Raw genomic sequence first — 12,924 nt, forward strand, 5'->3', positions numbered from 1 at the left:
GGCGTTCAGGATGTCCTCAGGGCCGTTCACCAGCCCCGGAATCGCAGCGTCGGGGCACTGGGTCCAGCATTGGGCGCACCCGGTGCAGTTCTCCGCCACGAAGGCGGGAATCTCCATCCGGACGCCGCTCATGTCGCGCACCGCGCCGGTGGCGGCCGGAATCGCGCTGATGGCGGCAAAGGGGTCGGCGATGCCGTCCAGCCCTGTCGTGCAGCTGGAGCAGACCTGCTCCCAGAAGCGGCCAGGATTGCCGATGCCCGGTTCCGCGTCCGCCACATCGAGCATGCGCGGGATGTGCGCCACCGTGCCCGGCGCGTCGGGGGCGATGCTGGCAATCGCCTCGACCGGGTGGATCTCGTCGAAGCCGCGGCGGATGACGCGGACGTTGTCTTCCACGACCGCCGCCCCGCGGTGGCCGAACTTCTTCTTCAGCTGGTCGCGAATCCCGTCGAACAGCCGTGCCTCGCTCACCTCTTCCTGCTTGAGCATCGGCGAGGCGCGGAAAAAGGCGCCGAGGAAGGCGGCACCCTGCATCCGGTAGCGCAACTCGACGTCGCTGGCTTCCTCACGGGCGATCGCAAAGGCGTCCAGCACAAAGACCTTGATGTGCCGCTCGCGGATGGTGGTCCGCGCCTGCGCCGGCAGGGTCAGCCAGAACTCTTCGGGGGTCAGATCGCTCTGGATGACGAAGGTGCCCCCCTCGGCGAGTCCGGCGAGCGGGTCGCTGTGCCGGAACACGTTTGGATCGGGAGAGAGCACGACGTTGACATGCTTGAGCTCACAGTTCAGGCGCACCGGGTCGTGCGCGAGCACGGCGTAGAAGGTGGTCGGTTGCCCCTTCTTCTCGGAGCCGTACTTCGGGTTGGCCTTGATCTGCATGCCGAACAGCTCGAACGCCGTCATCGCGAGGTTCTTCCCCATCGTGATGGCACCCCAGCCGCCGACGGAGTGAATGCGGACCGCGGTGGAACTCTCGGGTAGGAGGTTGATGTGCCCGGCGGACGGCAGCGACAGTGCGCCGACGTCGGGGTAGCTGTCGAGCATCCGCTCCTGCCAGATCTGCAGTTTCGGCAGACGGGTGTCCGGCCGCACGAAGTCAATGCCGAGATAGAACTGGCGCTTCCGGGCGCCGCCCGGGAGCATGTTGTCGACCGCCGCCACGATGTCGCCGGGTTGGAGGTCGCGGCTGCCGAGCCCGAAGCACCCGGAGAAGAAATCGGGCACCTGGGTCGCCTTGAGGGCGGCGACGCCGGGGTAGGGGAGCTCATCGCCGGTGACGCGGCCGTTTTCCATCGCCTGCGACATCGCGCTGCGAATCTCGCGAAGCATCGGCGGATCGACGGCGAGGGGCTGGTCGGTCCGCTCCAGCACCACGACACCCTTCTTCCCGGCCAGCGCCTGGCTCAGCAGGTCGGCGGGGAAGGGACGGAACATCGTCAGGTTGAGCACGCCGACCTTCAGTCCGCGCTTGGCCCGCAGATAATCGGCGACCGCCTCGGCGTTGGATACCACCGATCCCTGACCGACGATCACATACTCCGCATCCTCGAGCCGATAGCGGCCGATCCGGGCATAGCGCCGGCCGGTCAGGGCGGCGTACTCCTCCATCGCCTGGTCGGTGAGGCCGAGGATGTGGTCGAAGTAGAAGGGGCGCTGCGCCGCCACGCCCTGGGCGTAGCTCTCCTGGTTCTGGACGACCCCAAGCATCGCGGGGTAGTCGAGATCGAACATTTCTGGGATGCGGCGCCGCGTCTCGCCGAACACCATCTGCTGGGCGGGCGTGGGCGACGGAATCCGGTCGGCGGGGTCGCCGAGGTAGGCCTTGATGAGCTCGCGCTCCGGCAGGCGCAGCGATTCGATCACGTGCGACGTCAGGAAGCCGTCCTGCGCGCAGATGCCGGGGTTGAGCGACAGCTCGGCGATTCGATGCGCAATCAGGTTGAGGTCCGCGACTTCCTGAACGTCCTTGGCGAACAGCTGAAAGAACCCGGTGTCGTCCACCGCGTGGTAGTCGTCGTGCCCGGCATGCACGTTGAGGGCGTGCTTGGTCATGGCACGCGCCGCCACGTTTAGCACGTAGGTGAGGCGTTTGCCCACCGCGGCGTAGAGCGACTCATGCATGTAGGCGATGCCCTGGCCGCTCGAGAAGTTCGTGGAGCGGAGGCCTGCCATCGACATGCCCGCGGTCACCGCGGCTGCGGCATGCTCCCCTTCGGGTTCGAAGAAGAGGAGGCGGCGGCCGTTGACGTTTCGGCTGCCGTCGGCGACCGCCGCAGCCCACCCCTCCCCCATCTGCGTCGACGGGGTGATCGGGTACGCACCGGCCGCTTCTCCGGCGGCCGTCTCCATGGCCACCACGGCGTAGCTGCCGTCGAGCGCCTCAAGGGTTCCTGGGAACGGAGGAGGCGCAGGCGCCTTGGCGTCGCGCTTGGGCCGAAAGATCGAGGTCATGCTGCCGCACTCCTGGACAGAGAAGGCTCCGGGACGAACTGGACCCCGTTGAGCCAGACAATCGCGCCGGTCGGGCACCTGGCAATCGCACCCTGATCGGCCTGCGCATCAAAGTTGTAGTCCACCACGGCCACACCACTGGCGACGCTGATCAGCCCGTCGGGGGCATCCTGCACGCACTTGCCGCACGCGGTGCAGGCCACCGTGCACTGTTCGAGTGCCACGTCGCCATTGAGGAGGTTCTTGCATTGCACGAAAAGGTGGGTGTCCACCGGGAGCATGGTGAAGAGCCCCTTGGGGCACGCCTCGACGCAATCGCCGCACGCGGTGCACTTGGCGGGATCCACGGACGGGAGCCCGGTATCGGTCATGGTGATTGCGCCGAAATCGCACACCCGCTCGCAGTCGGCGAGTCCGAGGCATCCCCAGGCGCATCCCTTGCCGCCCCCAGCCACGGCGGTGGCTGCCGAACAGGTCTGCAGCCCGCGGTACTCGGCCAGCGCCCCGGCCACGTCGTGGCCACCCGCGCACTGCAGCCTGGCCACTCGGCGTACTGCTGTCCCCGCATCGACTCCGAGGAACCCGGCAATGGCCTTGTGTGCCTCATCGGTGCCAACCGTGCACTGACTCGGCTGTACCAGCCCCTCGACCGCCTGCTCGGCAAAGGCTCGGCACCCCGGGAGCCCGCATGCGCCACAGTTGGCGTTGGGCAGCAGGGACGACACGACGTCGATCCGGGGGTCTTCCCAGACCCACAGGCGGCGGTTGGCCAGCGCGATCAGGACCGCGAAGACCAGCGCTACCCCGCTGAGGATCAGGACCGCCAGCATCGTCATCGGTTCAGCTCCCGGCGAGTCCGGACTGGCCGAGCAGCCAGCTGGCGATCCGGTCCACGGCATCCTCGGCACCCACGGCCGGCTTCGCCGATCCGCCGTTCACTGGAATGTTGAAGGGGGTGCGGCCAAGGTCGGCCAGGAGGGTCCGCTCTTCCCCCATCTGCCAGGCGCTGGTGCCACCCACGGCCTTGCGGGGTTCCTCGCCGAGGGTGCGTACGGTCAGGCGCTGCCACGGTTCGTGCCCGGCCGTCGGGTCATGCAGGAAGACGGCCGAACCCTCGGGCATGACGGCCGCCACAGCGGGGCCGTCGAACGTGGCAACGCGATCGAGGCCGGTGCCATCGATGGTCTGGAGGACGAAAGTGCCGGGGGTGATGCAGCGCGCGAGCGGAGCGGGGGCCGCGGGGCCCCGCACCACGAGCACGATCTTCTCGCGCCCGTCGGCGAAGTCGCTGAGCGCTCCCACGTGCAGGTCGGCGCCCTCGAGCGAGACGATGAGCGGCGGGGCGTAGCGCCGGGCCGCCTTGCTCCACGACCGGAATTCCACTGGATCGAGGAGCGCGTCGTGTTCCTCCGGCTGGTACCGGCCGCCGCGCACCACCTCCGAGAGAATGACGGCGCCGAAGGCGCGGCCAATCTCCGCGAGTGCGTCGCCGACCGCGACACCGAGGCGGCCGCCCTGCTTCAGGTCCACGAGAAAGGCCTGGTCGCCCTGGTCGCGCAGCCCCTGGAGGGTCGCGATCGCACGGTGCATCGCCGCAAGCGCCGCGGGCTCGACGGGATTGACCGCGGGAAAGAGCTCCGCGAAACGGGTGGCGTCGACGCGACCGGCGGCAAAGCTTCCGAGCTCCATCCCGGCGCGCTGCCCGCGCTGCCCGGCGTCCGCGGCCTGTTCGACGAGGAACGCCTCGGCCTGGGCGAGCGCGCCCTCGATGAGGGACCGGAATTCGGCGATCGGCTGTGCCATCGCCGCGACCGCGTCGGTGAATCGAGTGTCAGACGGCATAGCGATCCAACTCCGCGTCGATCAGGGTGACCCGCTCTTCCGGCGTGCGGGGCGGTACTCGGCGAATTTCCTCATAGCGCGGCCGCGAGGGGTCACGGTAGAGGACACCGAGATGGATGTGGTCGGTGGAGCTCGCGACGCGCCGGGCGGCATCGAGATCGTGTGGATCGTGCCGCACCTGCGAGCGGTAGATCTTCTCGAGCTCGGGGACCACGACGCCGTCGTCGTGGATGAGCATCGCGATGTTCGCCGGATCCTGCACCGCCGCCTGGTAGACCGCCGCGGAATAGATCGGGCAGCGCTGCAGGATGCGCACGAAGCTGAGGCCGCGATGGTGATACGCGGCGCGGAGCGTGGCATAGAGATGCGCCGGGACCCACTCCGCGGTTTGCGCCACGAACGAGGCGTTGGTCACGCCGAGCGACACCGAGAGCGGGTTCAGCGACGGCAGCACGCCGCCCTGCGGCATCGTGTTGCTGGAAAATCCCTGGGGCGTGGTCGGCGACGTCTGCTTCTTGGTCAGGGCGTAGATCCCGTTGTCGAGCAGCAGGACCGTCAGGTTGACGTTGTACCGGAGGGCGTGCACCCAGTGCGCCGCGCCGATCGAGGTGCAGTCGCCGTCACCCATGACCACGAACACCTGCAGGTCGGGGCGGGTGAGCTTGATGCCGGTCGCAACCGGCAGCGCCCGGCCATGGATGCCGTGGAATCCGTAGGTCTTGAGGTAATGCGGGAATCGGCTGGAGCACCCGATGCCGGAGACGAACATGGTCTGCTCCGGCGTCAGCTGCTCGGCGGCTAGGAGCTTCTGGACCGAGGCCAGGATGGAGTGGTCGCCGCAGCCGGGACACCAGCGCGCGCGGGCGCCTTCATAGTCGTTGAGTTCGTAGTGTGACTCGTGCTCGCCGGGCTGGAGCACCGGCAGGAGCCCGCAGGTGATACTCATGCTGCACCTCCCCGCGGGGTACGCTCGCGGATGGCGTCGAGGATGGAACCGGGCCGCAGTGGCTCGCCCGGCACGCGCGTCCAGCAGTCCACATCGACCAGTGTGGTGGCCCGGAGGACCCAGGCCAGCTGGCCGCGGCGGCGATTCTCGTCGGTGATATAGGGATCACCGGGCTCGTCGCTGTAGTTGATTTCCACCGTACACACCTTGGCGAACCGGGCGAAGATGTCCTTGAGGCCCGGCTCGAGTGGCGACAGGAACCGGAGATGGACCGCCGAGACGCGGATGCCCTCGCTCCGCGCCCGGTCCACTGCCTCCTCGATGGCGCCCTTGGTGCTTCCCCAACCCACCAGGAGCAGGTCGCCCTCGGCATCGCCGTAGAGCGGTGGGGGCGTCAGCAGCGACTGCAGCACGGCCAGCTTGCGGCTCCGCATCGCTGAGGAGCGCTGGTGGACGCCGGAACTGTAGGCCACCTTGCTTCCCTCGTCGTGCGACAGGCCGGTCACCGTATAGGCGCCACCCGGCTGCCCGGGGACGATCCGCTGCGACAGGCCGGTCTCCGGATCCCACTGATATGCCTTTTGGCCCGTGGCCACCGGTGCCAAATCGATTGGGGCGGCCTGCCAGCTCGTGTCGGGCTTGGGACGCGGGAAGGGGGTCACTCCGGTGGCCAGGTTGGCGTCCGACAGCACCATGACGACGGTGCGGAACGCTTCGGCGATCCGGCGGGCGGTCACCATGATGTGGAAGCATTCCTCGATGGTCGCCGGCGCCATCACGACATGCGGGGCGTCGCCCGGGCTTGCGAAGAGCGCGGCGAGCAGGTCCGACTGCTCCACCTTGGTCGGCAATCCGGTGCTCGGCCCGCCGCGCTGGACGTCGACCAGCACCAGCGGGATTTCCGTCATGATGGCCAGCCCGAGGAATTCGGTCTTGAGGGCGAGGCCGGGACCGGAGGTGACGGTCAGGGCCACCTTCCCGGCGTAGGATGCGCCGATCGCCACGCCCACGGCGGCAATTTCGTCCTCGGCCTGGTGGACAATGCCGCCGAACTTCTCGAACACCTCGCTCAGGTAATGCGACACCGAGGTGGCCGGGGTGATGGGATACATGGAGCAGAGCTCCATCCCCGCGGCGATCGCGCCAAGGCCGCACGCCTCGTTCCCGTTCATCACCACCAGCGCCTCGGTAATCGGCGGAGGCGTCACGTCGATCCGGAAGTCGATGTGCTGTTCCGCCCAGGCAAACCCGAGCTCAAGCAGGGCGACATTCTGCTCGTAGACTTCCTCGCTCTTCTTCCGGAAGGTGTGCGCGATCTGCTCCTTGATCCGCTCCATGTCCCGCCCGTAGATGCAGGCCAGCATCCCGAGCGCAAACATGTTCTTCCCCTTGCGGGGGTTGTCCACCAGCGTCAGGCACTCCACTTCCATCGGCACCGGGATGATCCGGTACTGCCGGTGGGAGAGCTCCTCCATCGCAGCGGTCCAGGCCGCCCGGATCTCGGGGTCGTCGTGGGTGGCCCACTTGTCCTCGACGATGAGCACCGCGTCGGGGGCCAGCGCGTCCAGGCGGTGGCGTGCTACAAGCACCTGTTCATTGAACGCCATGGCCAGGTTGGTGGCGTCGCCCCAGTTGGTGACGGGACCTGCGCCGAGACGGATGCGGTACCCACTGGCCCCCTCGGGAGCCCGCGGCGGGGGCTGAATTTCAGCCGGGATGATCTCGACGGTCCAGACCCCGTTGCCCATCTTGGCAGAGACGCCGCCGAAGATTTGCCCACACTTCTGGGCGCCCTCTCCGGAGTCGGAGACGATTTCGATGGTGTGCTCGGGCAGGCGCGTGATGGTCGGCGCCGGCGGCACGATGGTCGAACTGGAGGTAGCGGTCACGAGTCGTTCTTCCTCACGTGAGGGTGCCGAAGCGGCGTCGCTCGGCCATGATGTCGTGGGCGATAGGCTCCGTCGGTGGAGCGGGGTGCCGGTCGCGCCCCCTGTTCTCCCGAAGGAGCGCCAGTTCGCCCAGCAGGTCCTCGTACACCTCGACGTCGAGCAGCACGGCGGCGGAGCGCCCGTGCTGGGTCAGAATCACGGCGCGTTTGGTGTCGCGGATTTGCTGGAGAAAAGCGGAGGCATGTGCCCGGAATTCGGTAACCGGGCGCACGTCCTGCGAGGGACAGAGGCGGGGCAGTTTGCGGTTCGTCATAGCGTACGCTCACAAGTACATGTGAACAGGCTGTGACGGAGTTTGCAAAGGGAGTCGTGAAGGACTTATGAAGGTGCGATGAGCCAATCCAGAAGGTCGGAGTCGGTGCCCGGCGAGGGGCGAATCAGTCGAGCGACTTGCGCATCTGGACCATATGGACCGGTTGCTTCAGCTTGCCGGGGGCGGGGAAGGGGGTGACGCCCACCGGTGTGAATCCCCACTTGGCGTAGAACGATGGAAGCTCGGTCCGGAGGTTGACGATGTCGATCTCGAGCATGCGGCATCCCGCGGCCCGGCAATGGGCTTCCGCCGCCTCCACCAGGGTCCGGCCGAGGCCGGTTCCCTGCACATCGGGGTCGACCGAGAGCAGCCCGAAGTACCCGCAGTCGCCGCGGAGTTCGACGTAGACCGCGCCGGTCAGCCCGCCACCTGACACCCCAGGGGTCACCAGGAAGTCGGAGTTGCTGGCTTCGATCCTGGCCCGGACCTCCGGCTCGGCGATGCGCTCGCCATTGATGAAGAACGCCTCGACCCGATAGGCGGTGTTGATCAGCCGGGTCAGGACCGGTGCATCGGCGGGGGTGGCGAGGCGGGGTATCGTCATCATCCTCCCAGGGCAATTGCTATTCCCGACTGAATCGCACGAACCGGGGATAGTAAATCGTTGAATCCCCGACGAGGCTGTCGAAGTCGGCAGAGGTGTTCGTGGAATAGGACAGGACGAGGTCGGCACCGGCAAGGTGCGGGTGCGCCTTTCCCTGGTAGATCATGATCCGTGGCGTATCGTACTCCGGCGGTCGATAGAGCGTGTCGGGGTTGGACCAGGGACCGGTCAGTTTCGGGGCGGAGCGCACCACCAGGACAGCAGGACCGAATCCCACCGACTGCACCTCAAGATAGCATCCGCTGATGTCGTCCCGATGGACGGTCAACTCGGTCGCGCCATTGCGCATCACGGGTGCGGGCTCGCGTTCCGACACGCCATCCGCAATCCATGTCCCATCCGCGGCCAGCCACGCCATGTCGCGAAGGTTGCCTTCGTAGGCGCTCGTGTCCGGCCATCGCACGAGATAGACATCGCCGCCGCGTGGTTCACGGGAGCTGTAGGCGTAGAGGTACCCGTCTTCGGCGAGCACGCTCGCGGAGCCGACGATGGCCTGGAGCTCGTTCTTCGGCGTGTCGAGCCAGGAGACGTCCCACTTCGATGGCTCCGCGTCGGGATTGGCGATCAAGACCGCCCGCCAGTCGGCGACCTCGAAGCCCAGCCCGGTCGGGATGCCATGGACCTCCATCAGGAAGAGCAGCAGTCGATCCCGGATGCGGATGCCGTGTCCCGGCCAGTACCGTACCTCGCCGCTGTCCGGAAAGTAGGCGATCGGAACTCCCTGGAGATCGGTGCCCCAGTAATACCGGATGGTGGCGCCAGCGGGGTCATACCCCTGCTGGATAGCGACGGTGTTGCTCACCATCCTCGTCGCCGGATTCCGCCGAGCGCCCGTTGCGTCAGGATCGATGAACGTATCGCCGAAGAGCCAGAGCACGCGTCCTGCGCCCAGGTCAACGGAGTAGGCACCGTCTGCTCCGACCCAGTTGGGGTCGCCGCGGAAGAGCTGGTCGGCTGATTCCCATGCCTCGGCCTGAAACGCGGGAGGGCAGGCGGGTGGCCTCGCGTCATCGCACGCGATCGTGCACGCAGCGAGGACGACGACGGGCCGCGCGAGCTCTAGCAGGGGGTATCCCGAAGGCACAGGTCAGTCATCGGTGCACCTGGGTGGGGAGGCCGAGAGGGCGTCTCAGCCCGCGCTATTCGTCAGGAGATGGCAACCTACCGGTGGGTGGCGACTTCGCCAGCATCGTCAGCCTTGCCGCCACCCCCTCCATCTGGCGGGCGCGGTTCTGGGCCCAGCGGGGGAGACGGAGGGCGCCCACCATGAAGAGGACTCCGCCGGCGAGTACGAGGGGGAGCAGCTGTTGGATCGCTTCGCCAAGCCCGCCCTCAGATACCAGGACCACCGCCGGTCCCAAGGCAATGCCCAAGAGCGCCAATCCACTGAGCATCAATCCTCGGGCATTGCCGTTCACGGTGCGCAGCCGGAGTCGGTCACCGCTTGGGGTCGGTTCGAGGAGCGCCTGGAGATTGCCGTTGGTCCACTGCCGGAGGGAGCCATCCCGGCGGACATGTCCGCGGGCGTGAAAGGTCTCCCGCAGGTCCACTACGAGCTGGTCCCACTCCTCGTCGGTCAGCCGCCGCCCGAGCTCCACGGTCCTGCCAACGCCGAGGGGAAGGCCGAGGAACCGCCGGCCCGCCGGCAGTCCAGCTCGGTCAAGCCCCTGCGCCGCCTGTGCCACCAGTTCCATTGGGATTCCGACCTCGCGGCCGATCTCCTGCAGGTCGGCCAGAGTCATCCCCTCGCCCGATGGCAACTGCCGCCGGGCGGTCTGCTGTGCCTCGGCGGCCCGCTTGAAGATTTCGGCGACTTCCTGTTCGTTGTAGCGGCGGTCAGTCATTCGGTATAAGATGCCTCGCCCCTCGGGTCCGTGCAAACGGCGCCTCGGGGATATACTGGGGGCAGGTTTGGACGGGCTATCAGGCCAGGGAGGCGACTCATGCGGGGCAAGGCGCACGACGACGAGTATGGCGACGAGGAACCGGAGTGGGAGTCAGGGACGCTCTCCGAGCATCTCGACACTGACGCCGAGACCGAGATCGAGTGTCCCTATTGCGGCGAGATCGTCGAGATCGTCATCGACAAGGCCGGTGGGGCCACCCAGGACTATGTGCAGGACTGCGAGGTCTGTTGCCAGCCCTGGCAGGTCCATGTCAGCCTGGGAGTCGGTGGGGCCGTGGAGGTGCGGGTGGAGCGGGCGGGTTGAGCTCAGCAGCAGCCGGCATATACGGCTGCCACGACAAACGGGATCAGGACGCCCACCCCGATGAGGATCAGCGTCTTGGACGTGCTCGCGATTCCAACCCGAATTGAATCAACTTCGCCGAGCGGAATTGAGACCCGGCAGTTGGTGCACGTTGCCTCTAACTTGAACGGAATCCCGCTGAGGGTATCGGGGGTGATCTGCACGGCCCGGAGCCAGAGCACCTGATCGGCGGTCCATACCTTGTATTGCGTGTTGGGCGGAACCTCAACCGGCTCGACTCCCCGCGCAGACGACCAGGAGATGCACGCTGGAAGCGGTAACGTGAAGCCGAGCAGGAGCGCCGTCCGGGCGATTGCCATTTTCGAGTGATGCCGCATCCACCCCCTCCGCGAGACCATCGGGGAATCGCCCCCCCCCACGGGGGCCGTCCCTCCAGAGCAGCCAACCGCGCCCTGATCACATTCACAAGCGGCGGGGCATCCACCGGGTCGTGGTCGTGCCCCTGGCCGGATGCTCCGTCATGCTACGGCCCCGCGGGCGCCGTCCACAGATTGTCCGCCCGGTCCACTTCCGGATAGACGTGCGCCGGGTCGATCTCGATCTGGGTCAGGGCCGGGCTCGCCGGCGCGCGGAAGGCCCAGGTGGCGTTGTCCCCCCGGAACCAGGTTTCCACCGGCAGCTTGACCGAGCGCGTGGTGCCGTTGGCAAAGGTGATCTGCAGCGCCACCGGTGCCACCATGTCGCCGCGGTTGGACAGGAAGACCCGGACCAGGTCCTGGCCGTTGGTGGTCGTGACCTTGACCGAATCGATCGCCTGATCGAGGTGGTCGGTCCGGTAGAACCAGCTCCGCCAGAACCAGCTCAGGTCCTCGCCCAGCCCGTCGTTCATCGAGCGGAAGAAGTCGGCAGGCGTCGGGTGCTTGAAGGCCCACCGGCGGGTGTACTCGGCAAACGCCTCGTCGAAGGCCGTCGAATCCACCACCTGATCCCGCAGGAAATGGAGTCCCACCGCCGGCCGTCCATAGGCATTCCATCCACTCATCAGTCCGTTCGGCTCGCGATCCTGCGGCACCATGATCGGTTCTTCGGGGCCGCGCCGGGCCAGGAACTGCTGCCAGGATCCCATGTAGCCGAACTCCAGCGACTTCACGCGGGTGGTGTCATCGGGATAGCGGTCGCGGAAGCTGAAGTAGTCGATGAAGGTGTTGAATCCCTCGTCCATCCACGGGTAGAGCCGCTCGTTTGAGCCGACGATCATCGGGTACCACTCATGCCCCTGCTCGTGGGCAATCGTGTAGTACAGCTCCTTCGGGCTGTCGGCGTCGTCGAAGGTCATCATCGGATATTCCATCCCGCCCACCGGCCCCTGGGCACTTACCGCGCTCGGATAGGGGTAGTGGAACCAGCGGGAGTGCAGCATCACCGAATGCCGCGTCATGTCGGCCGCGTCCTGCCAGGTGTCGAGCTGCGAGGGCGGATAGAAGGCCTGCATCAGGATGCCGCTCCAGCTGCTGGCGTCCCACAGGTAATTTGGCGCCGTGGCCCACGCGAAGTCGCGCACGTTGTCCGCGTGCCAGCGCCAGGTGCGCGTGGCACCAACGCGTGCCGGCAGCAGCGCCGCCGTGCCGACTTCGTCGGGACGGATGATGCGGACAATCGTGTCGGACTTGGCCGCTGCGGCCAGCCGCGTCCGCAACATGGCGGGCAGGACTTCGGTCGGATTCTGGAGCAGGCCGGTGGCCGTCACGGTGAATCCGGCGGGCATGGTGATGGCCACGTCGAAGTTGCCGTATTCCAGGTAGAACTCACCGCTCCCGATGTACTGGTCGGTGTTCCATCCCCGGACATCGTCATAGACCGCCATGCGCGGGTACCACTGCGCGACCTGGTAGAGCCAGCCCAGGTCGCCCTGCTTGGTGCGGCCGGTGCGGCCCTGCCGTGGGATCTGGTGATGCCAGGCGATATCGAGGCGTACCACCCCCTTCGGGGGGAGGGGCCGATCCAGGTTGACCCGCATCATCGTGCTGTTCATGCGATACGTGAGCGGCGCCTTCGTGGTCCTGGCGGCAGGCCCGCGCACCACATTGAGTCGCTCGATGGTGGCGCCCGCCTGGAATCCCGCTTCCTGGCGTGCATTGGGGTTGGCCAGCGGCGCCATCCGGCCGTCCGGGGCGCCGATGTTCATGTCCACCTGCATCCAGATGTACCGCAGGGTGTCGGGCGAGTTGTTGGTGTAGGTCAGCGTCTCCTCGCCATGGATCGTATGGGTCGCGGTATCGAGCGAAACCCGGATGTTGTAGTCGGCCCGCTGCTGCCAGTAGGACGGCCCCGGCACGCCGGACGCGGTGCGGTAGACATTCACCGGCCCAAGGTCGAGTTGGCGGAATGGAGAGGTGTCCGCGGTGCTGGGCGGCACTGGCGGCGGGGCGTCAGATGTGGATGGTTGCTGCGCGGCCGCGGCGGTCGACCAGAGCAGGGTGGCGCAGAGGAGGAGCTGGAGCGGCCGGCGGCCGGCGCCAGAAAGAGAAGCGTGGAGGATGGACATGCTCTACCTCGTCGAGAGTACCGTGGCTGTTTCGGCCAGTGTTTCGTCATGGAAGCTAGTCAAT

General features: G+C 67.1%; 12 protein-coding genes. 1 reads left to right on the forward strand and 11 read right to left on the reverse strand.

The genetic code is table 11. From position 1 onward, the window contains the following. From R2910_01985 to R2910_02025, 9 genes are all read right to left on the reverse strand, one after another. On the reverse strand, window positions 1-2,451 hold a 2,451-nt coding region (locus R2910_01985), incomplete at its 3' end, for a 2-oxoacid:acceptor oxidoreductase family protein (protein ID MEZ4411742.1). Further along, complete coding sequence (locus R2910_01990; GenBank protein ID MEZ4411743.1) at window positions 2,448-3,287, reverse strand: RnfABCDGE type electron transport complex subunit B; 840 nt, start codon at window positions 3,285-3,287, stop codon at window positions 2,448-2,450. The genes R2910_01985 and R2910_01990, both read right to left, overlap by 4 nt. 4 nt (window positions 3,288-3,291) lie before the next feature. Beyond that, window positions 3,292-4,293 (reverse strand): hypothetical protein, encoded by a 1,002-nt coding sequence (locus R2910_01995; GenBank protein ID MEZ4411744.1) that lies wholly within the window; start codon window positions 4,291-4,293, stop codon window positions 3,292-3,294. Next, complete coding sequence (locus tag R2910_02000) at window positions 4,283-5,239, reverse strand: thiamine pyrophosphate-dependent enzyme (protein ID MEZ4411745.1); 957 nt, start codon at window positions 5,237-5,239, stop codon at window positions 4,283-4,285. The genes R2910_01995 and R2910_02000 overlap by 11 nt, the downstream gene beginning before the upstream one ends. Further along, complete coding sequence (locus tag R2910_02005) at window positions 5,236-7,128, reverse strand: 2-oxoacid:acceptor oxidoreductase subunit alpha (protein ID MEZ4411746.1); 1,893 nt, start codon at window positions 7,126-7,128, stop codon at window positions 5,236-5,238. The genes R2910_02000 and R2910_02005 overlap by 4 nt, the downstream gene beginning before the upstream one ends. Window positions 7,129-7,141: 13 nt before the next feature. Continuing rightward, window positions 7,142-7,441, reverse strand: coding sequence for a type II toxin-antitoxin system Phd/YefM family antitoxin (locus R2910_02010; GenBank protein MEZ4411747.1), 300 nt, complete (start codon window positions 7,439-7,441; stop codon window positions 7,142-7,144). Window positions 7,442-7,565: 124 nt separating this feature from the next. Then, window positions 7,566-8,045, reverse strand: coding sequence for a GNAT family N-acetyltransferase (locus tag R2910_02015; protein ID MEZ4411748.1), 480 nt, complete (start codon window positions 8,043-8,045; stop codon window positions 7,566-7,568). Window positions 8,046-8,064: 19 nt separating this feature from the next. Then, the gene (locus tag R2910_02020; GenBank protein MEZ4411749.1) at window positions 8,065-9,189 is read right to left on the reverse strand and encodes a DUF4185 domain-containing protein; all 1,125 of its coding nucleotides are present in this window, start codon (window positions 9,187-9,189) and stop codon (window positions 8,065-8,067) included. A gap of 55 nt (window positions 9,190-9,244) precedes the next feature. Then, a complete protein-coding gene (locus tag R2910_02025; protein MEZ4411750.1) occupies window positions 9,245-9,949 on the reverse strand; it encodes a hypothetical protein in 705 nt (234 codons plus the stop codon). Between the two features lie 99 nt (window positions 9,950-10,048). On the opposite strand from R2910_02025, the gene R2910_02030 reads away from it, so the two are divergent. Continuing rightward, entirely contained in the window at window positions 10,049-10,315 is a 267-nt protein-coding gene (locus R2910_02030) for a CPXCG motif-containing cysteine-rich protein (protein ID MEZ4411751.1), read from the forward strand. A 2-nt stretch (window positions 10,316-10,317) separates the two neighbouring features. Here the strand turns inward: R2910_02030 and R2910_02035 are convergent, their stop codons facing one another. Beyond that, a complete protein-coding gene (locus tag R2910_02035; GenBank protein MEZ4411752.1) occupies window positions 10,318-10,674 on the reverse strand; it encodes a hypothetical protein in 357 nt (118 codons plus the stop codon). A gap of 164 nt (window positions 10,675-10,838) precedes the next feature. Continuing rightward, window positions 10,839-12,860, reverse strand: coding sequence for a M1 family metallopeptidase (locus R2910_02040; GenBank protein MEZ4411753.1), 2,022 nt, complete (start codon window positions 12,858-12,860; stop codon window positions 10,839-10,841). Window positions 12,861-12,924: the final 64 nt, after the last annotated feature.

This window comes from Gemmatimonadales bacterium, from assembly GCA_041390145.1.
GTDB lineage: Bacteria > Gemmatimonadota > Gemmatimonadetes > Gemmatimonadales > GWC2-71-9 > SPDF01.

Coding starts and splice junctions, on each gene's coding strand:
- R2910_02000 (MEZ4411745.1), bottom strand. CDS start 5,239: ATGAGTATCACCTGCGGGCTCCTGCCGGTGCTCCAGCCCGGCGAGCAC.
- R2910_02035 (MEZ4411752.1), bottom strand. CDS start 10,674: ATGGCAATCGCCCGGACGGCGCTCCTGCTCGGCTTCACGTTACCGCTT.
- R2910_02010 (MEZ4411747.1), bottom strand. CDS start 7,441: ATGACGAACCGCAAACTGCCCCGCCTCTGTCCCTCGCAGGACGTGCGC.
- R2910_02015 (MEZ4411748.1), bottom strand. CDS start 8,045: ATGACGATACCCCGCCTCGCCACCCCCGCCGATGCACCGGTCCTGACC.
- R2910_02030 (MEZ4411751.1), top strand. CDS start 10,049: ATGCGGGGCAAGGCGCACGACGACGAGTATGGCGACGAGGAACCGGAG.
- R2910_01995 (MEZ4411744.1), bottom strand. CDS start 4,293: ATGCCGTCTGACACTCGATTCACCGACGCGGTCGCGGCGATGGCACAG.
- R2910_01990 (MEZ4411743.1), bottom strand. CDS start 3,287: ATGACGATGCTGGCGGTCCTGATCCTCAGCGGGGTAGCGCTGGTCTTC.
- R2910_02040 (MEZ4411753.1), bottom strand. CDS start 12,860: ATGTCCATCCTCCACGCTTCTCTTTCTGGCGCCGGCCGCCGGCCGCTC.
- R2910_02025 (MEZ4411750.1), bottom strand. CDS start 9,949: ATGACTGACCGCCGCTACAACGAACAGGAAGTCGCCGAAATCTTCAAG.